The organism is Vibrio sp. CUB2 (genome assembly GCF_001557945.1).
Lineage (GTDB): Bacteria > Pseudomonadota > Gammaproteobacteria > Enterobacterales > Vibrionaceae > Vibrio > Vibrio owensii.
Window position 1 is genome coordinate 42,147 of the sequence record NZ_LNRB01000023.1, and the last position, 26,144, is coordinate 68,290.

Below are 26,144 nucleotides of genomic sequence, written 5' to 3' on the forward strand. Positions count from 1 at the left end.
CCGCCGAAGCGGGCTTTTTTTTGCGTGGAACTTTTTCCCTTTTCCTTCCTCTAACTCAATGAAAGCAATGCATTTGAGGTTTCAACCTCGTCAAAACGAACAAAATGCAACCCATTGAGTAAAAACATTTAGCAAACAATCATTTTCCTTCTATTCTTATTTCTGTAACAAAACTGTTGCTTAATGCACCACGTAAGAACAGGAGGACTCAAGGACTGGTTCCTTCGATAATGATTTTTTGAGGTAATCCTCACGCTATTTGAGATATGACTCTGTCAATTTGTCTAAGGCAGCACAAATCTCTAAAGCCAAGTACCTCAACTGCACTTAATACTATTGCTGTCACAATAATTTTTACGCGAAAAACGTAGAATAACTGGGCTAGGTAAGAGATAAGGAAGAGTAAATATGAGACTGTTTAAGCGCTATACACCAGGTATGATTGCTAAACACATAAGTCGTCTTTTTAAAGGAAGAATTTATATTTACGGAGTCGGTAAGTTCGAGTTTGATAACGGAAAATTGATGTTGCCAGAGAAAGCTGAGAAACGTCACTTTCAGGCAGTAAAAGAGATTAACCAAGAGATTATGAAGCTCAGATGCGCATACGCTTAGCTTAAACATCGATGTAATAAGAAAGGCTGGATTAACCAGCCTTTTTTGTGTCTTCTATTCGTGAAGCGAGAAACGCGATTATTGACGCGCTAGTTCCGGCAAATTGCCTTTCAAACCTAGTGCACGCTTCATGATTTCATCTTTCGCACCCGGCAGTTGTCCTGCTAGGCTCAAACCAATACCACGAACCAACTTCTTGGCAGGGTTCTCACCGGAGAACAGATCACGGAAACCTTGCATTGCCGCTATCATCTTCGCCGCCTCAGCTTTGCGCCAACGTTCATAACCACGTAGGTTACGTTTGGTGCCAATGTCCTGACCTTGTTTCCATAGCGCCAACACTTCTTGCGCTAAGCTTGCTGCATCTAATAAACCAAGATTCACACCCTGCCCTGCCAGCGGATGAATGGTATGGGCAGCATCGCCAACTAACGCCACGCGTTCAACCACAAAGTCACGCGCATAACGCATCTTAAGTGGGAATGCCGCACGTTCACCAACCACTTCACACAAACCTAAACGCACATCAAATTCGCTAGTCAGTGCTTTATTGAACTCTTGCTCATTCATTGCCAGCAATTGCTCAGCACGGTTTGGCTCGGTAGACCAAACAATCGAACACATGTGCGGATCAGACATTGGAAGGAAAGCCAATGGACCTTGCGGTGTAAAGATCTGACGCGCAACACTGTTGTGTGGGTCAGCGGTTTTCACGTTCGCGACAAGCGCACTATGGCCGTAATCCCAATGCGTTAGAGGGATATCCATTTGGTTACGCAGCCAAGAGTTTGCACCATCTGCGCCAACAACCAACTTAGCTGTCATAGCTTGACCATTGTCGAGCGTTAGCCAGCTTTCTTGCTCGCCCACCGCAAGCGTTGCACAGCGAGCAGGCATAAACAGTGTTACGTTATCCAGCTTTTGTACTTGTTCTAGCAACGCTAATTGAATCACGCGGTTTTCAACGATATGACCAAGGTCTGGTTGAGCCATGCTTTGTGCATCAAATGCGATGTTAGCGAAACTGTCTTGCTCCCAGACCTCCATCGCATGGTACGGAGAAGCACGACGCTGCTCGATACCTTGCCAAGCACCAAGGTTACGAAGGATAGTTTCACTTGAACGGCTCAACGCCGACACGCGTACATCTGGCAGTTCATTTAGGGTGTCGTTCGGCACTGCGCCTTCGATAACGGCTACTCGAAGGTCACTGTCCTTAAAAGCGGCCGCCAATGCTAAACCTACCATTCCACCGCCGATGATGGCGATATCTACACTTTGCATCATTGCTTTTGTTACCTAATTCGTTGCCGTTTATCGTTTCACTAGACCAAGCGTATGGCGTAGCAGCGGCTGCTTAAAAGTAGAAAGGTTATCCATCGTTGCGAGAGCAAGGTTACGCCCAATTCGCATCGCCGGTAAATCATTTGAGAAAATATGCACGAGAGAGCTGGTTAGCCAAATCGTTTCGCTGCGATCATCTTCACGGCGCTGGCTAAATCGCATTAAGCCTTGGTAACGACCCGCGTCTTCAGCTTGCTTAACCACCTCTTCCGCTAACGATGCCACATCACGAATACCAAGGTTGAAGCCTTGCCCAGCAATCGGGTGAAGCGTTTGTGCAGCATTGCCGACAATAGCAAAGCGATGCGAAATGTTCTGCTTACGATGACGCAGAAGAAGCGGATAGCTCGCGCGTTGTCCGACTTTCTGCATCGCACCTAGTCGCCAACCAAAATCGTTCTGCAGGCGCTCAAGAAACTCCGCGTCAGATAAGTTCACCACGGTTTGCGCTTCTTCAGGACGCAGACACCACACCAAAGACATGCGGTTGTCACTCATCGGCAGCAGTGCGACTGGACCATTATCTGTAAAGCGTTCAAAAGCGCGACCTTGATGAGGCTCTTGCGTCACGATATTCGCAATCACTGCCACTTGGTCGAAATCATGTTCAGACAACTCTAAGCCGATTTGCTGACAACATTGCGATACTGCCCCATCGGCAGCCACCAGCAACTTAGCTTCCAGCTTCTCACCGCTGCTCAGTTCAATGTGTGCTTTGTCTTGCTCACGTTCGATGTTCGCAACCGAATCAGGGCAAAACAGAGTGATAGCCTCACTCTTATCCAAGAGCTCTTGGTAGACGCGACCAACATCGGCGAGTTCCACTACGTAGCCAAGCGCTTCAACGCCAACTTCGTGCTTGGTAATCTCAGTCATGCCCGCATGAGAGCGGTCAGAAACATGAATATGTTCAATTGGGGTTGCACAAGGCTCGATAGCAGACCACAACTGCAAGTGACGCAGAATGTTGACCGTACCGTAGGACAGAGCAATCGAGCGCGAGTCAAACCCCGGATGTTGATCCGATTGGGCTTTAAAAGGCTCAACAACCGCAATTTGCAGCGCGCCTTTAGATAAACGGTCGATTGCTAACGCAAGTGTGGCACCAGCCATGGCACCACCAGCAATTACAACGTCATATTGCCTCATGCTAACCTCTAGAAACTATTCGATAATGGGGAACGAGTGATTAATGAATCGTTGGTTTGTTTTCGTTGCTTTCAGGACGAGCACCAAACTCTGCATGAATAGTTAATACGCAGGCTTTAACGTGTTCGATTACTTGCTCTAGTAATAGCGCTTGCTCGCCTAGGTCATCGTCTTCATCAATACCAAGCTTGGTGATTTCTTCTAGATCAGCCAAAGCTTCTTTTGCATCGTCTGATGCCTTATCAATCGCAATGCCCGCTAAGCCCATACCTGAGATAAAGTGGTTAACAAAGTCAGACACACCATCAGCTAGTGCAAACAAACCTTCTTCGCCCGCTTCATCTGGAAGCAATAGAGACAACTCCATAGAAGTGCCAGTTAGCTCGTTAACGGTTACTTGAAACACGCTTTGTGCAAGTGCTAATGCGCTTGATGGCCAGCCCATGCCTTCGTTGGTGTAATCAAACAGAATCGGTTGCCAGGTTTGGTCGTTAATCGCCAATCCACCACTTAGCATGCCAACAAGTAGACCGTGCAATTCTGCTGGGGTCACAGCAAGGCTTGCAGATTTCAGTTCAGCAGCAATAGATTGGTATTCAGGAAGGGTGATTTCACTCATAATCTTGGCTCATTCTTGCGTAATAATGTATCGACATATCCTACCATCAAGCCTAGTCGGCTGAAACGGCTATCAAATTCAATTTTGGACAGCATTTAATCAATTTGCCCAATTCCTGTGTGATCACTTCACCATTTTTCTTTCTGTGATGGGAAATGCTTGAATCTTAATAGCGGTTTTCCTATAGTTTCCTCCTCGGTAGTTGTATAACGCAACGCCTTAGATAGCGCGAATATAGAGTTTATTCATCATGAGCAATCAAGCGATCGACGTTGAAATCCTTGGCAAAATGACACGAGTCAATTGTCCTGCGGGGCAAGAAGAGTCACTAATTACAGCGGCTAAAGATCTTGATCGTCGATTGAAAGAGATGAGCGAGCGTACTAAGGTAACCAATGAAATTCAGCTACTGACCTTTGCTGCGTTGAACATTTGTTATGAATTGCATACAAAATCATACGAATCTAACGGTCAGCAACAAGAAATTACTGAGCGAATGGAAAAGCTCACCGCGTCTTTAGAAAGTGCGCTTAGTAAGGTAAAGCAAGGACAGCAGTAGATACAAAATTTACCCTGGGGTGTGCGTCAGTTGGATTTAAGTCCCTGAGCCGATAAGCAATACCAAAGGGTTAGTACTTGATAGCTATTGAGCAAGCTTGGCATGCACCGAGAAGCCTACGGTTATCATTGCTGATCCGCCTTGAACCAGCTGGTTCAAGGGCCACAATCCTCAACGGCACCCTGGGGTATCCTCTCTATGTCAGACCTATCTCGACAAGAATTCCGTAAACTCATCCGCGAAAAACGCAACGCCCTTTGTAGCGATACTCAGTTTCAAGCTGGGCTCGATCTCGTTCAGCAGTTTTCGCAGTTAGCAGAAATCAAAACTGCGCAGCACATTGCCATCTACCTCTCTGCCGATGGCGAGTTAGACACCAAACCTTTGATTGAATCACTATGGCAGCAAGGTAAGTCGATTTACCTGCCCGTCATTCATCCTTTCTCTAAAGGTCAATTACTCTTCTTGCACTACGTCAATGATGAACAGTTGGTGTACAACAAATACGGAATCTTAGAACCTGCGCTTGATATCCGTTTCCTGAAACCGGTCCGTGAACTGGATGTCATTTGTACACCGTTAGTCGGGTTTGACAGTGTCGGCCATCGCTTAGGTATGGGCGGTGGCTACTACGACCGGACACTCTCACGTTGGTTTAGCACTGGCGAAGGTGCCAAACCGATCGGTATCGCCCACGATTGCCAGCATGTAGAGCGCCTACCCGTTGAAAGTTGTGATATTCCATTACCTAAGATCGTGACTCCAAGCCAAATCTGGCAATGGGAAAAGTAACACTTACCCGCTATAATCACGCCGCAAACGTTAACGAACATCTATTCAGGAGATTGGCATGACTCAAGATGAAATGAAGAAAGCGGCTGGTTGGGCAGCACTTAAGTATGTTGAGAAAGGCAGCATTGTCGGTGTTGGTACTGGCTCTACCGTGAATCACTTCATCGATGCCCTAGGCAGTATCAAAGATGATATCAAAGGCGCAGTGTCTAGCTCTGTTGCTTCTACTGAGCGTCTAAAAGAGCTTGGTATTGAAGTTTACGAGTGTAACGACGTAGCAATGCTAGATATCTACGTTGATGGTGCAGATGAAATCAACGCAGCGCGTGAAATGATCAAAGGCGGCGGTGCTGCTCTGACTCGTGAAAAGATCGTTGCAGCTATTTCAGAAAAATTCGTATGTATCGTTGACGGCACAAAAGCAGTTGACGTACTTGGTCAGTTCCCACTTCCTGTCGAAGTTATCCCAATGGCGCGCTCATACGTTGCTCGTGAATTGGTAAAACTAGGTGGTGACCCTGCATACCGTGAAGGCGTAACGACGGACAACGGCAACGTAATCCTAGACGTGCACAACATGCAAATCACTAACCCGAAAGAGCTTGAAGACAAGATCAACGGCATCGCAGGTGTGGTAACGGTAGGTCTGTTCGCTCACCGTGGTGCAGACGTGGTTATCACTGGCACACCAGAAGGTGCGAAAATAGAAGAATAAATCATTAGATGATTTAAATTTTCTGTTATTTCATTACAGACGGCGCCCTAGGGCGCCGTTTTTTCTTCCTTTTTCTAAGAAAAGCATGCCTTATTCCGTAATTTTCTTACCCAAAGCAAAAATTTTTTGTTACTTTATTGAACAGAAGACGCACAGGGAAACGTTTGTCTTCCGACAAAACTGTTAATTATCCCCTTTTTAATGGTTTTGCTTTATGTGCGCCACATTAGCCCACCTTTCCATTTTAAGGACGAGAAAAATGGCCAAAGTTTCACTGGAAAAAGAAAAGATTAAGATCCTCTTGCTAGAGGGACTCCACCCTTCTTCAGTTGAAGTTCTTCAAGCAGCTGGCTACAGCAACATTGAATATCACAAAGGTTCCCTTTCAGAAGAAGAGCTGATTGAAGCAGTAAAAGACGTGCACTTCATCGGTATCCGTTCCCGAACGAACCTATCGGAAGAAGTGATCAATGCGGCGAACAAGCTAGTTGCGATTGGCTGTTTTTGTATCGGTACCAACCAAGTTGACCTAAGTGCTGCCGCTCGACGCGGTGTCCCTGTATTTAATGCGCCATTCTCAAACACGCGCAGTGTTGCCGAGTTGGTGTTAGGCCAAGTTCTTCTGCTTCTTCGTGGTATCCCAGAGAAAAACGCACTTGCACACCGTGGTATTTGGAAGAAGAGTGCAGACAGCTCTTACGAAGCACGTGGTAAGCGTCTGGGTATCATCGGTTACGGTCACATCGGTACTCAGCTAGGTATCATCGCAGAAAACTTAGGCATGCGCGTTTACTACTACGACATTGAAAACAAACTGTCGCTAGGTAACGCAACGCAAGTGTTCACCATGAGCGAGCTGCTGAACAAGTGTGACGTCATTTCTTTGCACGTACCTGAAACACCAGAGACCAAAAACATGATGGGTGCAGAAGAGTTCGCACGCATGAAGCCAGGTGCAATCTTTATCAACGCTGCGCGCGGTACCGTCGTAGACATCCCTGCTCTATGCCACAGTCTAGAGTCTGGTCATATCTCGGGCGCTGCGGTTGACGTATTCCCAGTAGAACCAAAAACCAATGCTGATGCATTTGAGTCTCCACTGCAGAAGTTCGATAACGTCATCCTAACGCCACACGTCGGTGGTTCAACGCAAGAAGCGCAAGAAAACATTGGTGTTGAAGTTGCTGGTAAACTGGCGAAATACTCTGACAACGGTTCTACCCTATCAAGTGTGAACTTCCCAGAGGTTTCTCTGCCTGAGCATCGTGAATGTTCACGTCTGTTGCACATCCACAAAAACCGCCCTGGTATCCTGACGCAAATCAACACCATCTTTGCGGAAGACGGCATCAACATCGCAGGTCAGTACCTACAAACGGCAGCTGAGATCGGTTACGTGGTTATCGACGTTGAGACTTCTCGCGCAGAAGAAGCACTAGTGAAACTAAAAGGCATCGAAGGCACAATCCGTGCTCGTATCCTTCATTAATCACTGATTACTAGACATAAAAAAGGCAGGGACTCCCCTGCCTTTTCTGTTTCTATTCGTCGTGATTTTCTCTGTACTATTTCAGCTTATAAACCACATCTACTTGGTCACGAATCACAAGCGTAGAGTCTTGGTAGCTATTCGAACTCTCTCTTGCATCCATTGCCATTGAACGTAAAAGCACTGGACGAGCGTGCATTTGGTTGTAGTTAATCTGCCAAACATCACCCAACTTTTTGTCAAAACCCGTCGCTAAAGATGCCGCCTTGCTTTGCGCGTCTTTGATTGCTTCCATACGCGCTTTTTGCTGATACTCAGACTGGTTACTCACTTTAAGCTGAATATTATCGACTTGATTAATGCCAGCTTTTAACGCCATGTCCAAGTATTCATTCAAGTTAGCAAGATCGTTTACCGTCACATCAATACTACGTGATGCGCGGTAGCCAACTAGCTCTGCTTTGCCCGATTTCGGATAGTGATACTGCGGTGCTAAGTACAAGTTTGAACTGGTGATGTTATCTTTTGACAACCCTGCATCTGCTAAGCTTTTTAGAAACGCATCAACGGTATTATCGACCGATTGCTTCGCTTGTTCCGCAGTCATCGTGGTATCAACTACCTTCACAGAGAAAGTGGCCATATCTGGAGTTGCAACGACTTCACCGTATCCAGTCGTACTCACATGAGCAAAATCAGGTGCATCATTCGCAAGTACAGAAACGCTAGTAAGGCTTAGTGCTGAAGCCAGAAAAATTGAAGACAGTTTCATTCGATAAATCCATCCGTATTGAAATAGAAAAGTCACTCCAAATGCCGGAGTTCAAGACGAGATACTCGATGAATGCCATGGCGGATTAAGTTGATGTCTCATCAAAACCAGAAAAATAAGAGGCACCAATGAACTGGAGTGTATATAGCTTCATCATAGAAACTTCTGCCAATTATCCAAGCGCCCTAAGCGACTTCTAACACAACTTTGACTGTGTTACTTCGCCGTAATTTCAGCTTAAAACGCGAGGCAAGCGGGAACTTATTGTGGCAAATGCTGTTGCGCGTAGCCAACGATCGCTTGTGAGATCTCTTGAAGCACACCCGTTTCTAACTGCCAGTGATGCCAGTAAATTCGATAGGACATCAAAAAGCCCGGCGTAATATCAATCAACTCACCTTTCTCCAGTTCGTCAGTGATCTGCAATCGAGGAATCAAACAATAAGCCACGCCTGCTAACGCCATCTTAAGGAAAGCTTCTGAGCTACTGATGTTGTGATGAATCACGCTATCTGGCCTCACGTTGAAGTGTTCCGTTAAGAACTTCTTATGCAGATCATCATATTGGTCATAAGACACCGCCGGCGCTTTGGCCAAAGTCTGGTTGTTGACTCCTTCCGAGAAGTAACGTTGATAAAACTCTGGGTTGGCCACACAAACATAATCGATGCGACCAAGATAGTCTGCTCGACAGCCCGGGATGGCTTGAGACTCTAAACTGATCGCCCCTGCAACCTCACCACTCCTTAGCTTCTCAATCGAGCGCGACTCGCCATAAATGGTCAGTTTTAGTTCCACTTGGCGATGCTTCATTACGTCTTGCAACGCAGGTAAGAGCCAGGTCGCTAGGCTGTCTGCATTGGTTGCCAATGAAAGCTGTACAGGACGTGTTGTCGTGTCGTTTTTTAGTTCAGGGAGGATTTCATGCTCAAGCAGTCTTACTCGGCGATAAAGCCCGAGTAACTTCTTACCAATCGGGGTTGGTTTTGGTGGTTGCTCGCGAATAAGAACCGGTTGGGCAAGGTACTTCTCTAGCTGCTTGATACGCTGGGAAATGGCGGATTGTGAGACAAAAAGGTGCTCAGCCGCTCGGTCAAAACTGCCTTGATGTACCACCGCATCTAACGCTTCAATCCATTTATAGTCCAATCCTCGCACGTGTTTTTCCTCCTTAATAAACGCCCAAAACACCAGATAAGTATTACTAATAATATATTAAAATCATTAATTATACTTATTTCAATAAAAGCTTTATCTTCCATTCCTCTGTTGTTCTATTGCTAATTTTTGAGGTGTGTTGTGAGCTTTTGGGTGTTATTACAAGGATTCGGTTTAGGTGCGACGATGATCATTCCAATCGGTGCGCAGAATGCGTACGTCCTTAACCAAGGTATTAAGCGTCAACATCACCTGACGACCGCGACCATCTGTAGCATCCTAGATATGATCTTCATATCGCTTGGTATTTTTGGTGGTGGTGCGATCCTATCGCAAAATGAAATCCTGCTGACCTCAGTCACTTTAGGTGGCATTGCCTTCTTAAGTGTTTACGGTTTACTGTCACTAAAAAGCGCATTCAAGCCAGCAAACGCCTCTGAATCGAAAGGTGAAGTCGTCGCTCGAGGCCGTCGTACCGTGATTCTTGGCGCACTTGCCGTCACAGTGTTGAACCCACATCTTTACTTAGATACCGTGGTAATCTTGGGTTCAATTGGTGGTCAATTCGAAGGCAACGATCGCATCGCATTTGCTATGGGCACCATCATGGCTTCATTTGTGTGGTTCTACACACTCTCATTAGGTGCTGCGAAATTAGGTCCGACGCTCTCAAAACCGAAAGTGAAGAAAGGCATTGATATTGCGGTTGCCGCTATGATGTTTACTATCGCTTTTGTACTTGCGAATGAGTTAGTCACCAAATACTGGTAAAGACAAATAGGAAAGAAACACGACATGGAGTCACTGGAAAAAATCCATCAAATCAACCGAGAGCGATTCAATGCGCTCTCCATCCCCTTTAGAGAATGGCAACACGAAGCCATTCTCGACTTCGAAACCGACGTCAAAGTCGCCGCACAACTCGGTTGGACAGGCACGCATACTAAGAGTCTTTTTCTCAAGCTGAAAGGGCAAGGTTATGCAGTATACCTAACCGACAAGGACTCGCGTCTAGACTCCAAGCAAATCAAAGCCATTACTGGTAAACGACCTTCAATTTGCAGCGACGATGAAATGATTGAGCAGCTAGGCTGTGTGCCCGGCGCAGTTTGTCCTATTGGCTTACCTGAACATGTCACCATTATCGTCGATACAACACTCTACCAACATGATGAGTTGCTCTATACACCAGGTTTACCCGAGTTAACCTTTGGCTTTGCAGGTAGCGAACTTAAACGTCTGCTCCTTGCCGGCAGTAACACTCTGTTAGAACTTTAGAAAATTAGGATTTAAAAAAAGCGAGGCCATTGCCTCGCTTTTTCATGTTCTCAATCGAAGGGATTAAGCTTCTACTTTGTTCAAGTGAACATCCATTTGTGGGAATGGAATTTCGATGCCTGCTTCATCCAACGCTTCTTTGATTGCTTGAGTAGAATCGAAGTAAACGTCCCAGTAATCAGCAGTTTTACACCATGGACGAACCACGAAGTTCACTGAAGAATCTGCTAGAGCCAGTACACCAATTTGGATTGCTGGATCTTTAAGGATACGCTCATCTTTTTCTAGCACGTCACGGATAACTTGCTTAGTTTGTTTAAGGTCAGCGCTGTAAGAAACACCGATAACTAGGTCTACACGACGCGTAGCGTGGCGAGAGTAGTTCGTGATTGCGCCGCCGATAACTGATGAGTTCGGTACAACAACCATTTTGTTGTCAGGTGTTTTTAGTACAGTTTGGAAGATTTGAATTGCTTCAACACTACCTGCTACACCGCCGATTTCTACGTAGTCACCAGACTTGAATGGACGGAATGCAACAATCAGTACGCCCGCTGCAAAGTTAGATAGTGAGCCTTGTAGAGCAAGACCAACAGCAAGACCTGCCGCACCGATTACCGCAACTACAGATGCGGTTTGAACACCTACACGGCCTAGTGCCGCGATAAGTACGATAACAAATAGAAGGTAACGAACTAAACCATTGACGAATTCAACAACAGCTTTGTCCATCTTTTTCTTTTCAAGCACTTTTGAAACGCTGTTTGCTACCGCTTTAACGATAATGTTACCGATAAATAGGATCAGCAGTGCTGAAATGATGTTCACACCGTACTGAATAAGAAGATCTGAGTTGTTATTTAGCCATGTTTCAGCTTTGCTCAAACCATCCGTTAAAGAGGTATCGATCCCCATCGATTCACCTGCCATAATTCGTATCCTCAAAATAAAGATATTAAATCTAATTGCCGTTAATTTATGAACCTTGTTTTTTATAGGTTCTTATTCACAACAACATCCCTATTGTTTTCCTGAACAGTGTCAGATTTTTGGCACAATATCTCAAAACTGAAATTTTGCAAAGTCAGAGTTTAGCAAAGACCTACAAAACAAAGCTTTATCAGATTTTTCTGATACTGGCATGTTACAGAGTACGCAATGGATTTACATTTCGCCACACTTTTTACTTGGTTTTATGCCACTTGGTGCGGAAATGCGCTGAGTTTCGAAATTTGCGCCAAAAACAGAAGGGATATGAAGTGCGGTGATCATATAACAGTTGATTTAGTTATCAATTGCTACAGGAAGGAGAATCTAGGCTGTCTCATTGTTTAGACATAAAAAAACCCGCTCTAAGAGCGGGTTTTTAGAAACTCAGTTGAGACGAATTATAGTACGTCTACTGCGTTTAGGTCAGCAAATGCTTTCTCTAGACGAGCTACCATTGAAGCTTGACCAGCACGTAGCCATACGCGTGGATCGTAGTACTTCTTGTTTGGAGCGTCTTCGCCAGTTGGGTTACCGATTTGACCTTGTAGGTAATCGCGGTTTTCCGCTTCGTATGCACGGATACCGTCCCATGTAGCCCACTGTGTATCAGTATCGATGTTCATTTTGATAACACCGTAGCCGATAGACTCTTGGATTTCTGCTTCAGTAGAACCAGAACCACCGTGGAATACGAAGTTTAGAGCGTTTGGTGCGATACCGAACTTCTCTGCACAGTATGCTTGAGAGTCACGTAGGATAGTTGGAGTTAGAACAACGTTACCTGGCTTGTATACACCGTGTACGTTACCGAAAGATGCTGCGATAGTGAAACGTGGGCTAACAGCGCTTAGTTTCTCGTATGCGTATGCAACGTCTTCTGGAGAAGTGTAAAGCTCAGATGCGTCCATATCAGAGTTATCAACGCCGTCTTCTTCACCACCAGTACAACCAAGTTCGATCTCGATTGTCATGTTCATTTTAGCCATGCGCTCTAGGTACTTAGCACATGTTTCGATGTTCTCTTCTAGAGACTCTTCAGAAAGGTCTAGCATGTGAGAAGAGAATAGAGGCTTACCAGTTTGAGCGAAGAACTCTTCACCAGCGTCTAGTAGACCGTCGATCCATGGTAGAAGTTTCTTAGCAGCGTGGTCAGTGTGTAGGATTACTGGCACACCGTAAGCTTCAGCTACAGCGTGAACGTATTTAGCACCAGCTACAGCGCCAAGGATTTGTGCACCTTGACCTTCAAGTTTAACGCCTTTACCAGCGAAGAAAGCTGCGCCGCCGTTAGAGAACTGAACAACAACTGGAGCTTTAACTTTTGCAGCTGCTTCAAGTACTGCGTTTACAGAATCAGTACCAACAACGTTTACTGCTGGAAGTGCAAAGTTGTTCTCTTTTGCTACTTCAAATACTTTCTGAACGTCATCGCCAGAGATAACACCTGGTTTTACGAAGTCGAAGATCTTAGACATGGATGTAATCCTATTTATCTGTCGTTTTATAAACAAAACTTGTTAAATTGAAAATCTTGCAAACGTTTGCTCACAACTGAGGCTATTTTAGCAGAGTTCCACTCTCGTTGCAGCAAACAAGAAAGCGGGAGAGGACTCCCGCTTTACTAATATTACTTAGCGCGTGCTTCTAGCATTTCAACTGCTGGAAGTACTTTACCTTCTACGAACTCAAGGAAAGCGCCGCCGCCAGTAGAGATGTAAGATACGTCAGCTTTGATACCGAACTTGTCGATAGCTGCTAGCGTGTCACCACCACCTGCAACAGAGAAACCTTCAGAAGCAGCGATAGCTTCAGAGATACCTTTAGTACCTGCTTCGAAGTTCTTGAATTCGAATACGCCTACTGGACCGTTCCATAGGATAGTCTTAGCGTTCTTAAGGATTTCTGCTAGTTCAGCAGTTGAATCTGGACCAAGGTCGAAGATCATGTCGTCGTCTTGTACTTCAGAAACGTGCTTGATTTCAGCTTCTGCGTTCTCGTCGAATGCTTTCGCACATGCAACGTCAGTTGCTACTGGAATTGCACACTCGTCCATTAGCTTCTTAGCTGTTTCAACTAGGTCTGCTTCGTATAGAGACTTACCAACGTTGTGGCCAGCAGCTGCGATGAATGTGTTAGCAATACCACCACCAACAACTAGTTGGTCAGCGATTTTAGATAGAGACTCAAGAACAGTTAGCTTAGTAGAAACTTTTGAACCACCTACGATAGCAACCATTGGACGAGCAGGCTTGTCCATTGCTTTACCTAGAGCTTCTAGTTCGTTCGCTAGTAGAGGACCAGCACATGCTACGTCTGCGTGCATACCTACACCGTGAGTAGATGCTTGAGCACGGTGAGCTGTACCGAATGCGTCCATTACGAAGATGTCACATAGAGAAGCGTACTGCTTAGACAGTTCTTCTTCGTTTTTCTTCTCGCCTTTGTTGAAGCGAACGTTTTCTAGAACAACTAGTTCACCAGCGTTTAGTTCTAGACCGTTTAGGTAGTCTTTCGCTAGTTTAACTTCGCAGTCTAGTGCGTCGTTTAGGTAGTTAACTACTGGTTGTAGAGAGAACTCTTCAGCGTATTCACCTTCAGTTGGGCGACCTAGGTGAGAAGTAACCATAACTTTAGCGCCTGCTTCTAGGCAGTGCTTGATAGTTGGAAGAGATGCGATGATACGTGCATCTGAAGTTACTTTACCGTCTTTTACTGGCACGTTTAGGTCAGCACGGATAAATACACGTTTACCTGCAAGATCCAGGTCAGTCATCTTGATTACAGACATGATGTGTCCTCTCAAATATTAAATAATTAAAGTTTTTAAAAACTCGGCAATCCTGCCAAGCCCGTTAATTCTTCAAACTGGTTACTGATATGGAGATACGTCAGATTTATTTCAAGGCTTAAAATAAAAAATTTCTCCATCGCTTCTTCACCATTATTGCTCCACTTGTGAAGAAGCTTGCATTGCTAAGGCGGTATCCAGCATCCGGTTAGCAAAGCCCCATTCGTTATCGCACCAAACGAGCATTTTAACGAGTTGCCCGTTACTCACTCGTGTCTGAGTTCCATCCACAATTGCACTATGGGGATCGTGGTTAAAGTCGATGGAAACGAGCGGCGATTCAGTATAGTCAACAATGTCACGTAATGTACACTGAGATGCGTTAACAATGGTTTGATTTACGTCATTAACTTTCACATTTGTACTAATTGTGACACTTAAATCCATCGCAGTGACGTTAACTGTCGGAACTCGAACCGAAATTGCTTCGAATTTGTTGGAAAATTTCGGGAAGATTCTTTCAATACCTTTATGCAACTTAGTATCAACTGGAATGATGGATTGACTGGCCGCACGCGTACGGCGTAAATCATTGTGGTAAGCGTCGATAACTTGCTGATCGTTCATTGAAGAGTGAATCGTGGTGATAGTGCCAGACTCAATGCCAAAGGCCTCATCTAATACTTTGATGATAGGAACGATACAGTTGGTGGTACATGAACCATTGGACACCACGCGGTGTTCATCTTTGAGGGTTTCGTGGTTCACACCGTAGATAATGGTGTTATCGAGATCGCTTGCGCCAGGGTGTGAAAACAGAACTTTTTGCGCGCCAGCTTCAATATGAGCTTGGCCATCAGCTTGTGAGCCGAAAACACCAGTACAATCGAGCACGATGTCGACTTCTAAGTCACGCCATGGCAAGAGTTCAATTTCAGCTAGGTGAAGGATTCTAATGGGATCGAATTCGCCACTGTCGTGGTGAACATAGAGGTGTTCTTGGTCGTGCGAGATTTTCTTTCCGAAGCGGCCATGACTGGTGTCATATTGAAGAAGATGTGCCATCGCTTCGGGTTGCGCGAGTTCATTAACCGCCACAACTTTTATCTGCTGATGCTTACCGCTCTCATATACTGCTCGCAGTACATTACGACCGATACGTCCAAATCCATTGATCGCAACTTTTAGCATTTATCCTTCGCCTCACCAAAAATTCGTGTCACAGATAGTACCTGATACGGAGGCTGAGCGCATTAAGTAAGTGATCTCACTCGCGGTAAACTATCTTTTCACTTCCCGGAATATTCATATCACCAATATATTGAGTTCTGACGTTACGTGTTTCGCTTGGCACTTTAGCTCCTTGTTTGACCACCAAAGGAAATGCGTATGTCAGGTTTTCCCGCTGCTCACTTTTGCAAGCGATGCAATAGAGAAACACCACACTCTGAAGTGCTGGTCCGTAAACCAAGTCGTTATGATACGGATAAATCAATTCTTGGAACGTTAAAGCTTTGGGCTCATACCCTGCTGAACGGCGGTCACTATTACGATATGGATCGCTATGTCACCTGTAAGGAATGTGGACACAAAGAGAAGGACAACTGGGGAAAAGAATTTGAGTAGGCACAAAAAAACCGAGCATTAACGCTCGGTTTTTCTTTTATCTTCGTAAGCTTACGCTAGCAGTTCTTTTGCTGTGTTCACTACGTTTTCTACAGTGAAACCAAACATTTCGAACAATTGGTCAGCTGGCGCAGATTCACCGAATGTTGTCATACCGATGATGCGACCGTCGAAGCCAACGTACTTGTACCAGAAGTCAGCAATGCCCGCTTCTACAGCGATACGAGCTGTTACGTCTGATGGCAGTACTGATTCACGGTAAGCCGCGTCTTGCTTGTCGAATGCATCTGTTGATGGCATTGAAACAACGCGTACTTTCTTACCTTCAGCCGTTAGTTGCTCAGCTGCTTTCACTGCTAGTTCAACTTCAGAACCTGTCGCGATTAGGATTAGCTCAGGCTTACCATCGCTGTCTTTCAGGATGTAAGCACCTTTCGCGATGTCCGCTACTTGCTCAGCAGTACGTTCTTGTTGTGCTAGGTTTTGACGAGAGAAGATAAGTGCCGATGGGCCATCTTTACGTTCAATCGCTAGTTTCCATGCTACTGCAGACTCAACTTGGTCACATGGACGCCATGTGCTCATGTTTGGAGTCAGGCGTAGAGATGCCATTTGCTCAACTGGTTGGTGAGTTGGGCCATCTTCGCCAAGACCGATAGAGTCGTGCGTGTAAACTTGGATGTTCTGAACTTTCATCAGAGCAGCCATACGCATAGCGTTACGTGCGTATTCCATGAACATTAGGAATGTTGCGCCGTAAGGAACGAAACCACCGTGGAGTGCGATACCGTTCATGATCGCAGTCATACCGAATTCACGTACACCGTAGTGGATGTAGTTACCAGAGAAGTCGTTTGCTTCTAGAGACTTAGAACCAGACCACATAGTTAGGTTAGAAGGCGCTAGGTCAGCAGAGCCGCCCATGAATTCTGGAAGCATTTGACCAAACGCTTCTAGTGCGTTTTGAGATGCTTTACGTGATGCGATGTTTGCTGGGTTAGCTTGAAGGTCAGCAATAATTTGGCTTGTCTTCTCTTCCCACTGTGCAGGAAGTTCGCCGTTTAGACGACGCTTAAGCTCTGCTGCTTCTGCAGGGTAAGCTGCTGCATACGCTTCGAACTTCGCGTTCCAAGCTGCTTCTTTCTCAGTGCCTGCTGCTTTCGCATCCCACTCAGCGTATACGTCTGCAGGGATTTCAAATGCTGGATGTTCCCAACCTAGGAATTCACGTGCTGCTGCGATTTCTTCCGCACCTAGTGGTGCACCGTGACAGTCGTGAGAACCTGATTTGTTTGGTGAACCAAAACCGATGATAGTTTTAGTACAGATAAGTGTTGGACGAGGGTCTGCTTTTGCCGCTTCGATTGCTGCGTTGATCGCTTCAGAGTCGTGACCATCTACAGCAGGGATTACGTGCCAGCCGTAAGATTCAAAACGCTTAGGCGTGTCATCAGAGAACCAGCCTTCAACGTGACCATCGATAGAGATGCCGTTGTCATCCCAGAATGCGATCAGTTTGCCAAGGCCTAATGTACCAGCAAGAGAACAAGCCTCGTGTGAGATACCTTCCATTAGACAGCCGTCACCCATGAACACGTAAGTGAAGTGGTCAACGATGTCGTGGCCTTCTTTGTTGAACTGAGCCGCTAGCGCTTTCTCAGCCATTGCCATACCAACAGCGTTAGTGATGCCTTGACCTAGAGGACCCGTTGTTGTCTCGATACCAGGTGCGTAGCCGTACTCTGGGTGACCAGGAGTCTTAGAGTGAAGCTGACGGAAGTTCTTAAGATCGTCGATAGACAGCTCGTAACCGCTCAGGTGCAGTAGAGAGTAAATCAGCATAGAGCCGTGGCCGTTAGACAGTACGAAACGGTCGCGGTCAGCCCACTCTGGGTTAGCTGGGTTGTGGTTTAGGTGAGAACGCCAAAGAACTTCAGCGATATCAGCCATACCCATAGGTGCGCCTGGGTGGCCAGAGTTAGCTTGTTGAACACCATCCATGCTAAGAGCGCGGATTGCATTTGCCAGATGTTTACGAGAAGACATGTCTGCTCCTGAGTGCATTAAGCGAATTGATAAAGGAATGTGGGCACTTTCACCGGGTGAACCAAGTACAAAAGTGCGGACAATATTCTCTCAGAGCCAAAATCTGACTGCAAACGTTTTACTCACCATTTTTGAGGTTTTAACTCAATCTTTTCGCAGTTAATGGGCAATTTATGAAAAATTCACCCCGTCAAAAGCAAACGATTGGGTAATAAGCTAGACGAATTCAAATCGAAAAAGAGCTTGTAATTCGACTGTGGGAAATTAAAATAGACGTCTAGATGTAGAAACACCTACAAACTGTATTGTATTTTTCGTGGCAAGCTTGCGTTAGTTAGCCATGAGTAAACCTTAAGATTGGAGCTATCATGGCTAAGCACCTGTTCACTTCTGAGTCGGTATCAGAAGGTCATCCAGATAAAATCGCAGACCAAATCTCTGACGCAGTTCTTGATGCAATTCTTGAGCAAGACCCAAAAGCACGCGTGGCTTGTGAAACTTACGTTAAAACCGGCATGGTTATGGTTGGCGGTGAAGTAACGACTTCTGCATGGGTTGATATCGAAGAAATCACTCGTGAAACAGTTCGTGAAATCGGCTACGTTCACTCTGACATGGGCTTTGATGCGAACTCGTGTGCGGTTCTAAACACCATCGGTAAGCAGTCTCCAGACATCAACCAAGGTGTTGATAAAGCCGATCCTAAAGAGCAAGGCGCAGGCGACCAAGGCATCATGTTTGGTTACGCAACGAACGAAACTGAAATTCTAATGCCAGCTCCAATTACTTACTCTCACCTACTTGTTAAGAAACAAGCTGAAGTTCGTAAGAGCGGTAAACTAGACTTCCTTCGCCCAGATGCGAAATCTCAAGTAACGTTCCAATACGACCAAGGTAAGATTGTTGGTATCGATGCTGTTGTTCTTTCAACTCAGCACTGTGATTCAGTAACAACACCTGACCTACGTGAAGCAGTAATGGAAGAGATCATCAAGCCAGTACTACCTTCAGAGTGGATTACTAAAAACACTAACTTCTTCATCAACCCAACCGGTCGTTTCGTTATCGGTGGTCCAATGGGTGACTGTGGTCTAACTGGTCGTAAAATCATCGTAGATACTTACGGCGGCGCAGCTCGTCACGGTGGTGGTGCATTCTCTGGTAAAGATCCATCGAAAGTAGACCGCAGCGCGGCTTACGCAGCACGTTACGTAGCGAAAAACATCGTTGCAGCTGGCATGGCTGACCGTTGTGAAATCCAACTTTCATACGCTATCGGTGTTGCTGACCCAACGTCTATCATGGTTGAAACGTTCGGTACTGAGAAAGTATCACACGAAATCATCATTGAAGCGGTTCGTCAAAACTTCGACCTACGTCCATACGGCCTACAAGAAATGCTTAACCTGCTTCAACCTATCTACAAGCAGACAGCAGCATACGGTCACTTCGGTCGCGAAGAGTTCCCATGGGAAGCTACAGATAAAGCAGCTATCCTACGTGATTTCGCTGGCATCAAGTAATCGAGCCACACAAGAATCGATAAAGCCCTCGCCTCTGGCGGGGGCTTTTTGTTTCTGCCCCCTTCTCTGCCTTCCCACCATTTCCTTGAACAAAAATTCAGCAATTATTTGTAAATTGCCTCATCTCCGCCAATAGTTAACATAATGTTAAATGCACTTTTCGATGTATATAACGTAAAGAACTATGATGCAGGCTCACGTGGCTAAAAGAGTCATGACAAACGTCAGCCAAACATCTTTATATGGCCTAGGTGCCACCGTGGGAATAAATCAAGGAGGAGTTATGCCTCGTACCGTGAACCCATCTGACTTCCAAGGTAAACGAAAGGAAGTTCCAGATAATGAATACGCCAGAACCATTCCGTGCAATACCGTTAGCTTATCGGCACCCTTCCATTGGCTCGCGTTGGGTCTGCATGACTTTGTCCGCATGCCGCTCATAAGTGCCTTCTACGGCATATGTTTTATGGCTGCTGCGATTGGTATCGTGCTTTTGGTTCAGTGGCAAGGCACGCATCTCGTCGTGATGCCAAGCCTGATTGTTTACATGTTAATCGGCCCTTTCTTAGCGCTCGGCTTATATGATGCGAGTTGGGAGAGAGAACGCGGACACAAACCAAGTTTGTTCCATTCAATGAAAGCCATCGGACGAAACTCCAGCTCTCAGTGGGCATTTGCTGTGATGCTCGCGGTATGTATGATTTTCTGGATGCGAATTGCTGCCCTGCTCCATGCGCTATACCCTTCTGTACAAGGCGCTCCGCTGACTGAGTTCTTGCCTTTCTTGGTTATAGGCTCAATCGTCGGTTTTGTCTTGGCTTGCGTAGTATTCAGCATTTCTGCTTTCTCAATACCGCTGATGATGGAGCGCCGCGTCGATATGATGACCGCAGTGTTCACCAGCTTTAACGCAGTGAAGTCTAACATCCCAGCGATGATTGTTTGGGCTGCGATTATTTGTGGCGGTATCTTAATCGGCTTTGCGACTTACGGTATTGGTATGCTCTTCACCATGCCAATCTTAGGGTACGGTACATGGCATGCTTACCATGCAACGATTAAGAAAAAACACACGCCTTAGAAAACAGATGGTATGATCCGGCCCTCGCAAACGCGGGGGCTTTTTTATTGAGTAAATGGGGTGAGTCGTGGATATAGAACTGAGCTACAAAGCCAAGCAAGTGATGGCAGATTGCATCGCAATGGCAGAGCAAGCTTTCAAGCGTTCTTTTCCTATTCCTTCTCTGACTTTCAATGTACGTGGCAAAGCGGCGGGTAAAGCGTATCTGCAATTGAACGAAGTCCGTTTGAATCCAAAACTGTTCAGCGAAAATCCACAAGCGTTTATCAAAGAGGTTATTCCTCACGAAGTCGCCCACTTGATTACCTACCAAGTTTACGGTCGCGTTCGCCCACATGGGAAAGAGTGGCAAGGTGTTATGGAGGCGGTATTCAAAGTACCAGCCAAAACTACTCACAGCTTTGATGTGGCCTCTGTTCAGGGAAAAACCTTTGAATACCGATGTGGTTGTATGACCTACCCACTTTCAATTCGTCGTCACAACAAAGTGCAGCGTAAAGAAGCGGTATACTCATGCCAAAAGTGCCGCCAACCGCTGAACTTCACAGGAACTCAGCTCTCCTAACAGCACAAATTTCTTACTTTTCTATTCCAGAAAGAGAGACATTCGCTCTCAAAGTGTCTCTTTTTGCCTGTTATTGTTGGTTTGCTCATCACTAAAGCTAATTTGTGCGTGTTAGAATGAATAAAGTCATACTTTATAAAGACTTTAATCATGAAATATCTTTTCTCTTTATTCCTGCTTGCACTTTCTAGTGCAGCGATTGCTGCGCCTCCAAGCTCTTTTTCCGCGGCCAAGCGCGAAGCGGTAAAAATCTACGCCGATCACCCAACCAGCTTCTACTGTGGTTGTGACATAAAATGGCAAGGCAAAAAGGGCGTGCCGGATCTCTCTTCTTGTGGCTATCAAGTTCGTAAGCAAGAAAAACGCGCATCACGCATCGAGTGGGAGCACGTGGTTCCTGCATGGCAGTTCGGCCACCAGCGTCAATGTTGGCAAAATGGTGGACGCAAAAACTGCACAAGAAACGACAAAGTCTTCAAATCTATGGAAGCCGATCTCCACAACCTAACGCCAGCTATCGGAGAGGTAAACGGTGACCGTTCGAACTACAACTTCAGTCAGTGGAATGGCATGGATGGCGTCAGCTACGGCCGTTGTGAAATGCAAGTGAACTTTAAGCAACGCAAAGTAATGCCGCCCGATCGCGCACGTGGTTCGATTGCTCGCACTTACCTGTACATGAGCAAAGAATACGGTTTTAAACTTTCGAAGCAGCAAACTCAATTGATGAGTGCTTGGAACAAAACCTATCCAGTAGACAAGTGGGAATGTGAGCGCGATGAACGCATTGCTAAGATTCAAGGCAACCACAACCCATTCGTTCAAGAGGCTTGTCGCGCGCTGTAATTCTTCCCGCAATTACCGCAGTACACCTCCGCTATTCGAGGCGTTGTCATTTACTGTAATGGAAACGCCTCTTGCCCCTTGTTTTTTCGCTGGAAAGCATCCATGTTAGTGTCTAAACACTCGCGTATGCAGGAAATCGAAACACAATGCGTATCCCTCGAATTTATCATCCAGAAACCATTCAACAACTTGGCGCTATTGCTCTTAGCGACGATGCAGCTGGCCACATTGGTCGTGTACTTCGCATGAAAGAAGGTCAAGAAGTCCTGCTCTTTGACGGCAGCGGCGCAGAATTCCCAGCAGTCATCAGCGAAGTCAGCAAAAAGAATGTGATGGTTGAGATCTCTGAACGCGTAGAAAGCAGCATTGAATCACCACTGGACCTTCACCTTGGTCAGGTGATTTCGCGTGGCGACAAGATGGAATTCACCATCCAAAAATCCGTAGAGCTTGGCGTAAATACGATTACACCGCTTATCTCTGAACGTTGCGGCGTAAAACTGGATCAAAAACGTTTCGAGAAGAAACTCGCTCAGTGGCAAAAAATCGCGGTCAGTGCCTGTGAGCAATGTGGCCGTAATGTAGTACCTGAAATTCGCCCTATCATGAGCTTAGAAGAGTGGTGTCAGGAAGAATACGATGGCTTGAAGCTTAACCTACATCCACGAGCGAAATACTCAATCAACACCCTGCCAACACCGGTTGAAAAAGTTCGTCTATTGATTGGCCCTGAAGGCGGTCTATCTTCTGACGAAATCGACATGACTCGCGAATACCAATTTGAAGAGACGCTACTCGGCCCTCGCGTTCTACGCACCGAAACAGCGGCTCTGACAGCAATTACAGCCTTACAAGTTCGTTTCGGCGATCTTGGTTAAAACGGAGAAAAATAATGATCAAACTCGGTATTGTAATGGACCCAATCTCGTCCATTAACATCAAAAAAGACTCTAGCTTTGCCATGATGCTTGAAGCGCAACGCCGCGGCTACGAAATCCACTACATGGAAATGAACGATCTGCACCTAGACCAAGGTAAAGCAATCGCAGACACCAAAGTAGTTGAGCTTAAAGAAGATCCAACGGGCTGGTACGAATTCAAATCTGAGCAGACTATCGAACTGTCTGAGCTTGATGCTGTGCTAATGCGTAAAGATCCTCCGTTCGACACAGAGTACATCTACGCAACGTACATCCTTGAGCGCGCTGAAGAGCAAGGCGCACTGATCGTGAACAAGCCACAAAGTCTACGCGACTGTAACGAGAAACTGTTCACCGCTTGGTTCCCAGAGCTAACACCAACCACCATCGTGACGCGTAAAGCAGAGAAGATTAAAGCTTTCCGTGAAGAACACGGTGATGTGATCCTAAAACCACTTGATGGTATGGGAGGCGCATCTATCTTCCGCGTGAAAGAGAACGATCCAAACGTATCGGTAATCATCGAGACGCTAACAAACCACGGCCAGAACTACGCAATGGCGCAAACCTTCGTGCCAGACATCAGCAACGGTGATAAGCGTATCCTAGTGGTTGACGGTGAGCCAATGCCTTACTGCCTTGCTCGTATCCCTGCAAAAGGCGAAACGCGCGGTAACCTAGCGGCAGGCGGTACAGGTGAAGCTCGTCCACTAAGCGAAACTGATATGAAGATCGCTCAAGCAGTCGCACCAACGCTGAAAGAAAAAGGGCTTATCTTTGTTGGCCTTGACGTGATTGGCGACAAGCTAACAGAAATCAACGTAACTAGCCCAACTTGTATTCGCGAAATCGAAGCAGCTTTTGATATTTCCATCACTGGCAAGCTAATGGACGCAATTGAGCGCCGCGTAAAAGGCGAATAACTCAAACTGTATTACAGTTAATAGAGAGCGTTGTGCATTAACTTAAGCAAACTCATGCACATACCCTAGGGTTGCAAGCATGCTGTTTGCTTAAGTGTTTCTAATAGCCTTATAAGGTCGAGATGAGAATGAACCTCACAAACCATTTCTTAGTTGCGATGCCGGGAATGAAAGATCCCTACTTCCAGAATAGCGTTATCTACGTCTGTGAACACAACGAAGAGGGCGCGATGGGGTTAATGATCAATGCACCCGTCGATATCACGGTTGGTAACATGCTCAAGCAAGTCGAAGTGCAACCCGTGCACCCTAGATTGTTCGAAGCAAGTTTAGATAGACCCGTCTACAATGGTGGTCCTGTCTCTGAAGATCGCGGGTTCATCCTGCACAAGCCAAAAGACTACTACGAATCAAGCATTCAAATGACTGATGAGCTCACGGTTACCACGTCTAAAGACATCTTGTCGGTACTTGGTACTGAAGCGGAACCAAGTGACTATCTCGTAGCGCTGGGTTACTCCGGTTGGAGTGCAGGACAGTTAGAAGCCGAGTTAGTAGAGAATTCTTGGTTAACCATTGAAGCGACACCAGAGATCATCTTTGAGACACCTATCATCGACCGTTGGAAAAAAGCCGTTGAGAAATTGGGTATCGATCCAAGCCAGTTATCTTCCGATGCTGGACACGCGTAGCGCGCTCTCCCGCGACAACTTATTTTTATTGATTTAGATTCGAGACACCTTATGTCACGCACTATTATGGCTTTCGATTTCGGTACCAAGAGCATTGGTAGCGCCATCGGACAAGAAATCACGGGCACAGCTTCCCCGCTCAAAGCGTTCAAAGCGAATGACGGCATTCCAAACTGGGATGATATAGAGAAGCAAATTAAAGAGTGGCAACCGGATTTATTGGTCGTTGGTTTACCTACCGATTTGCACGGTAAAGCCCTAGAAACCATCACACCAAGAGCGAAAAAGTTCGCTAATCGCCTACAAGGTCGCTATGGCTTACCCGTTGAATTGCATGATGAGCGCCTATCGACAGCCGAAGCACGCTCAGAGCTATTCAGTATGGGGGGCTACAAAGCGCTATCGAAAGGCAATATCGACTGCCAATCAGCGGTCGTGATTCTTGAGAGCTGGTTTGAAAGCCTTTGGGGTGAGTAAACACTTCAAGCACAATGAAAAAAGGTTGGCTTCTGCCAACCTTTTTCGTTTCTGGAATGGATTAATCCATATCGATCTTAACGTTCGCCAGCGTGCCCGTAGAGAAGCCTTCACCGCGCTGCGTCTTCAACATCAAACGCAGATCGTTAGCGGAATCAGCACTGTGCAATGCATCCTCTTCACTGATCTTGCCTTGCATCACTAGCTTGTAGAGTGACTGGTCAAAGGTCAGCATCCCAAATTCATTCGAGCGTGCCATGGTGGTTTTCAACTCATGCAGATCACCACGGCGGATCAGATCCGAAACGCGTGGGCTGTTTAACAAGATCTCAAACACGCCATGACGACCTTGACCGTTCTTATCACGGATCAACTGCTGACCAACCACGCCTTTTAAGTTCATCGATAGATCAAACAGGAACTGATCTTTCTGGTCTTTCGGCACCAAGTGCAGAATACGCTCAAGCGCTTGGTTTGCATTGTTGGCGTGCAGTGTCGCCATACACAAGTGGCCTGTCTCAGCAAAGGTCATTGCGTATTCCATCGTTTCTCGGCTACGGATCTCACCAATCAAAATCATGTCTGGCGCTTGTCGTAGTGAGTTCTTCAACGCCACTTCATAGCTGTCGGTATCCAAGCCCACTTCACGCTGAGTCACAATACAACGCTTATGCTCGTGCACAAATTCAATCGGGTCTTCTACCGTAAGAATATGTCCCGTTTTATTGCTGTTACGGTAGCCAGTCATCGCGGCCATAGTCGTTGATTTACCAGAACCTGTCGCACCAACCACCAGCACCAAACCACGCTTTGCAATTGCAAGGTCTTGCAGAACCAAAGGAAGTTTAAGTTCTTCAAAAGTAGGAATATTGGTCTCGATACGACGAATCACCGCGCCAGGTAATTCACGTTGGAAGAAGGCACTGACACGGAAACGACCGCAATCACGGACAATGGCAAAGTTCGACTCACGGCTTTTACGAAACTCCTGACGTCGCTCCGGATCCATCGCACTATCGAGTAACACAGCCACATCATTTTCAGTCAACTTATCGCCTTGCGGGCGCAGTTCGCCATCGACACGAAATAAGATCGGCGCACCAACAGTGATGTAGAGATCCGACGCTTTTAACGCCAACATGCCTTCGAGAAATTTATTCAGATCCATCGTCCGTAT

Annotated in this window: 27 protein-coding genes and 1 other RNA gene; 17 read left to right on the forward strand and 11 right to left on the reverse strand. The window is 46.1% G+C overall.

Going from position 1 to position 26,144, the window contains the following annotated elements:
- Positions 1-408: 408 nt before the first annotated feature.
- Positions 409-615, forward strand: a complete 207-nt coding sequence (locus ATB78_RS24900) for a DUF1107 domain-containing protein (RefSeq protein ID WP_005449772.1) — start codon at positions 409-411, stop codon at positions 613-615.
- A gap of 78 nt (positions 616-693) precedes the next feature.
- On the opposite strand, the gene ATB78_RS24905 is transcribed toward ATB78_RS24900, so the two are convergent.
- Genes ATB78_RS24905 through ATB78_RS24915 form a run of 3 tightly spaced genes read right to left on the reverse strand, consistent with a single transcriptional unit; the run spans position 694 to position 3,727 of the window.
- Complete coding sequence (locus ATB78_RS24905; protein ID WP_061010902.1) at positions 694-1,902, reverse strand: FAD-dependent 2-octaprenylphenol hydroxylase; 1,209 nt, start codon at positions 1,900-1,902, stop codon at positions 694-696.
- 27 nt (positions 1,903-1,929) lie between these two features.
- Positions 1,930-3,108 carry a 2-octaprenyl-6-methoxyphenyl hydroxylase gene (gene ubiH, locus ATB78_RS24910; protein ID WP_061010903.1) on the reverse strand — a complete coding sequence of 393 codons (1,179 nt, stop codon included), beginning with the start codon at positions 3,106-3,108 and terminating at the stop codon, positions 1,930-1,932.
- 40 nt (positions 3,109-3,148) lie between these two features.
- Positions 3,149-3,727 (reverse strand): YecA family protein, encoded by a 579-nt coding sequence (locus ATB78_RS24915; protein WP_061010904.1) that lies wholly within the window; start codon positions 3,725-3,727, stop codon positions 3,149-3,151.
- A 250-nt stretch (positions 3,728-3,977) separates the two neighbouring features.
- On the opposite strand from ATB78_RS24915, the gene ATB78_RS24920 reads away from it, so the two are divergent.
- The 5 genes from ATB78_RS24920 (at position 3,978) to serA (ending at position 7,282) form a co-directional block, all read left to right on the forward strand.
- Positions 3,978-4,286 (forward strand): cell division protein ZapA, encoded by a 309-nt coding sequence (locus tag ATB78_RS24920; protein WP_005436471.1) that lies wholly within the window; start codon positions 3,978-3,980, stop codon positions 4,284-4,286.
- An 8-nt stretch (positions 4,287-4,294) separates the two neighbouring features.
- Positions 4,295-4,479, forward strand: a non-coding RNA gene (gene ssrS / locus ATB78_RS24925) — 6S RNA.
- 5 nt (positions 4,480-4,484) lie between these two features.
- Positions 4,485-5,078, forward strand: coding sequence for a 5-formyltetrahydrofolate cyclo-ligase (locus ATB78_RS24930; RefSeq protein ID WP_061010905.1), 594 nt, complete (start codon positions 4,485-4,487; stop codon positions 5,076-5,078).
- Between the two features lie 58 nt (positions 5,079-5,136).
- A complete protein-coding gene (gene rpiA / locus ATB78_RS24935; protein ID WP_005436473.1) occupies positions 5,137-5,793 on the forward strand; it encodes a ribose-5-phosphate isomerase RpiA in 657 nt (218 codons plus the stop codon).
- 259 nt (positions 5,794-6,052) lie between these two features.
- Positions 6,053-7,282 (forward strand): phosphoglycerate dehydrogenase, encoded by a 1,230-nt coding sequence (gene serA, locus ATB78_RS24940; protein WP_009707610.1) that lies wholly within the window; start codon positions 6,053-6,055, stop codon positions 7,280-7,282.
- A 76-nt stretch (positions 7,283-7,358) separates the two neighbouring features.
- Here serA and ATB78_RS24945 read toward each other — a convergent pair whose 3' ends face one another.
- A complete protein-coding gene (locus tag ATB78_RS24945) occupies positions 7,359-8,054 on the reverse strand; it encodes an oxidative stress defense protein (RefSeq protein ID WP_009707611.1) in 696 nt (231 codons plus the stop codon).
- A 261-nt stretch (positions 8,055-8,315) separates the two neighbouring features.
- On the reverse strand, positions 8,316-9,212 hold the full coding sequence (locus tag ATB78_RS24950; protein WP_009707613.1) for a LysR family transcriptional regulator ArgP: 897 nt from the start codon (positions 9,210-9,212) through the stop codon (positions 8,316-8,318).
- Positions 9,213-9,353: 141 nt separating this feature from the next.
- Here ATB78_RS24950 and ATB78_RS24955 point away from each other — a divergent pair, with 141 nt between their 5' ends.
- Complete coding sequence (locus tag ATB78_RS24955) at positions 9,354-9,983, forward strand: LysE/ArgO family amino acid transporter (RefSeq protein WP_005436477.1); 630 nt, start codon at positions 9,354-9,356, stop codon at positions 9,981-9,983.
- 24 nt (positions 9,984-10,007) lie between these two features.
- Positions 10,008-10,490: a YbaK/EbsC family protein gene (locus ATB78_RS24960; RefSeq protein WP_061010906.1), complete on the forward strand. Its 483-nt coding sequence runs from the start codon at positions 10,008-10,010 to the stop codon at positions 10,488-10,490.
- A 63-nt stretch (positions 10,491-10,553) separates the two neighbouring features.
- On the opposite strand, the gene mscS is transcribed toward ATB78_RS24960, so the two are convergent.
- The 4 genes from mscS to epd form a co-directional block, all read right to left on the reverse strand.
- The gene (mscS, locus tag ATB78_RS24965) at positions 10,554-11,420 is read right to left on the reverse strand and encodes a small-conductance mechanosensitive channel MscS (protein WP_005436480.1); all 867 of its coding nucleotides are present in this window, start codon (positions 11,418-11,420) and stop codon (positions 10,554-10,556) included.
- A gap of 458 nt (positions 11,421-11,878) precedes the next feature.
- Complete coding sequence (gene fbaA / locus ATB78_RS24970) at positions 11,879-12,955, reverse strand: class II fructose-bisphosphate aldolase (protein ID WP_005436482.1); 1,077 nt, start codon at positions 12,953-12,955, stop codon at positions 11,879-11,881.
- Between the two features lie 152 nt (positions 12,956-13,107).
- The gene (locus tag ATB78_RS24975) at positions 13,108-14,268 is read right to left on the reverse strand and encodes a phosphoglycerate kinase (protein WP_005436484.1); all 1,161 of its coding nucleotides are present in this window, start codon (positions 14,266-14,268) and stop codon (positions 13,108-13,110) included.
- A 153-nt stretch (positions 14,269-14,421) separates the two neighbouring features.
- Positions 14,422-15,459 (reverse strand): erythrose-4-phosphate dehydrogenase, encoded by a 1,038-nt coding sequence (gene epd, locus ATB78_RS24980; protein ID WP_038891914.1) that lies wholly within the window; start codon positions 15,457-15,459, stop codon positions 14,422-14,424.
- A 198-nt stretch (positions 15,460-15,657) separates the two neighbouring features.
- On the opposite strand from epd, the gene ATB78_RS24985 reads away from it, so the two are divergent.
- The gene (locus tag ATB78_RS24985) at positions 15,658-15,894 is read left to right on the forward strand and encodes a hypothetical protein (protein ID WP_005534899.1); all 237 of its coding nucleotides are present in this window, start codon (positions 15,658-15,660) and stop codon (positions 15,892-15,894) included.
- A gap of 51 nt (positions 15,895-15,945) precedes the next feature.
- On the opposite strand, the gene tkt is transcribed toward ATB78_RS24985, so the two are convergent.
- Positions 15,946-17,940 (reverse strand): transketolase, encoded by a 1,995-nt coding sequence (gene tkt / locus ATB78_RS24990; protein ID WP_045480184.1) that lies wholly within the window; start codon positions 17,938-17,940, stop codon positions 15,946-15,948.
- A 368-nt stretch (positions 17,941-18,308) separates the two neighbouring features.
- Here tkt and metK point away from each other — a divergent pair, with 368 nt between their 5' ends.
- The 8 genes from metK to ruvX all read left to right on the forward strand — a co-directional run bounded on the left by metK (position 18,309) and on the right by ruvX (position 24,967).
- On the forward strand, positions 18,309-19,463 hold the full coding sequence (gene metK, locus ATB78_RS24995) for a methionine adenosyltransferase (RefSeq protein WP_061010907.1): 1,155 nt from the start codon (positions 18,309-18,311) through the stop codon (positions 19,461-19,463).
- Between the two features lie 283 nt (positions 19,464-19,746).
- Complete coding sequence (locus ATB78_RS25000) at positions 19,747-20,544, forward strand: DUF2189 domain-containing protein (protein ID WP_009705547.1); 798 nt, start codon at positions 19,747-19,749, stop codon at positions 20,542-20,544.
- Between the two features lie 67 nt (positions 20,545-20,611).
- Positions 20,612-21,109, forward strand: a complete 498-nt coding sequence (locus ATB78_RS25005) for a SprT family zinc-dependent metalloprotease (RefSeq protein WP_061010908.1) — start codon at positions 20,612-20,614, stop codon at positions 21,107-21,109.
- Between the two features lie 150 nt (positions 21,110-21,259).
- A complete protein-coding gene (gene endA, locus ATB78_RS25010; RefSeq protein WP_020197218.1) occupies positions 21,260-21,955 on the forward strand; it encodes a deoxyribonuclease I in 696 nt (231 codons plus the stop codon).
- Between the two features lie 146 nt (positions 21,956-22,101).
- Positions 22,102-22,833, forward strand: a complete 732-nt coding sequence (rsmE, locus tag ATB78_RS25015; RefSeq protein WP_005436502.1) for a 16S rRNA (uracil(1498)-N(3))-methyltransferase — start codon at positions 22,102-22,104, stop codon at positions 22,831-22,833.
- A 14-nt stretch (positions 22,834-22,847) separates the two neighbouring features.
- Complete coding sequence (gene gshB, locus ATB78_RS25020; protein WP_005449741.1) at positions 22,848-23,798, forward strand: glutathione synthase; 951 nt, start codon at positions 22,848-22,850, stop codon at positions 23,796-23,798.
- Between the two features lie 128 nt (positions 23,799-23,926).
- The gene (locus ATB78_RS25025; RefSeq protein ID WP_005436504.1) at positions 23,927-24,490 is read left to right on the forward strand and encodes a YqgE/AlgH family protein; all 564 of its coding nucleotides are present in this window, start codon (positions 23,927-23,929) and stop codon (positions 24,488-24,490) included.
- Between the two features lie 51 nt (positions 24,491-24,541).
- The gene (gene ruvX / locus ATB78_RS25030) at positions 24,542-24,967 is read left to right on the forward strand and encodes a Holliday junction resolvase RuvX (protein WP_005436506.1); all 426 of its coding nucleotides are present in this window, start codon (positions 24,542-24,544) and stop codon (positions 24,965-24,967) included.
- Positions 24,968-25,028: 61 nt separating this feature from the next.
- Here the strand turns inward: ruvX and ATB78_RS25035 are convergent, their stop codons facing one another.
- Positions 25,029-26,135, reverse strand: a complete 1,107-nt coding sequence (locus ATB78_RS25035; protein ID WP_005436509.1) for a PilT/PilU family type 4a pilus ATPase — start codon at positions 26,133-26,135, stop codon at positions 25,029-25,031.
- Between the last annotated feature and the right edge of the window lie 9 nt (positions 26,136-26,144).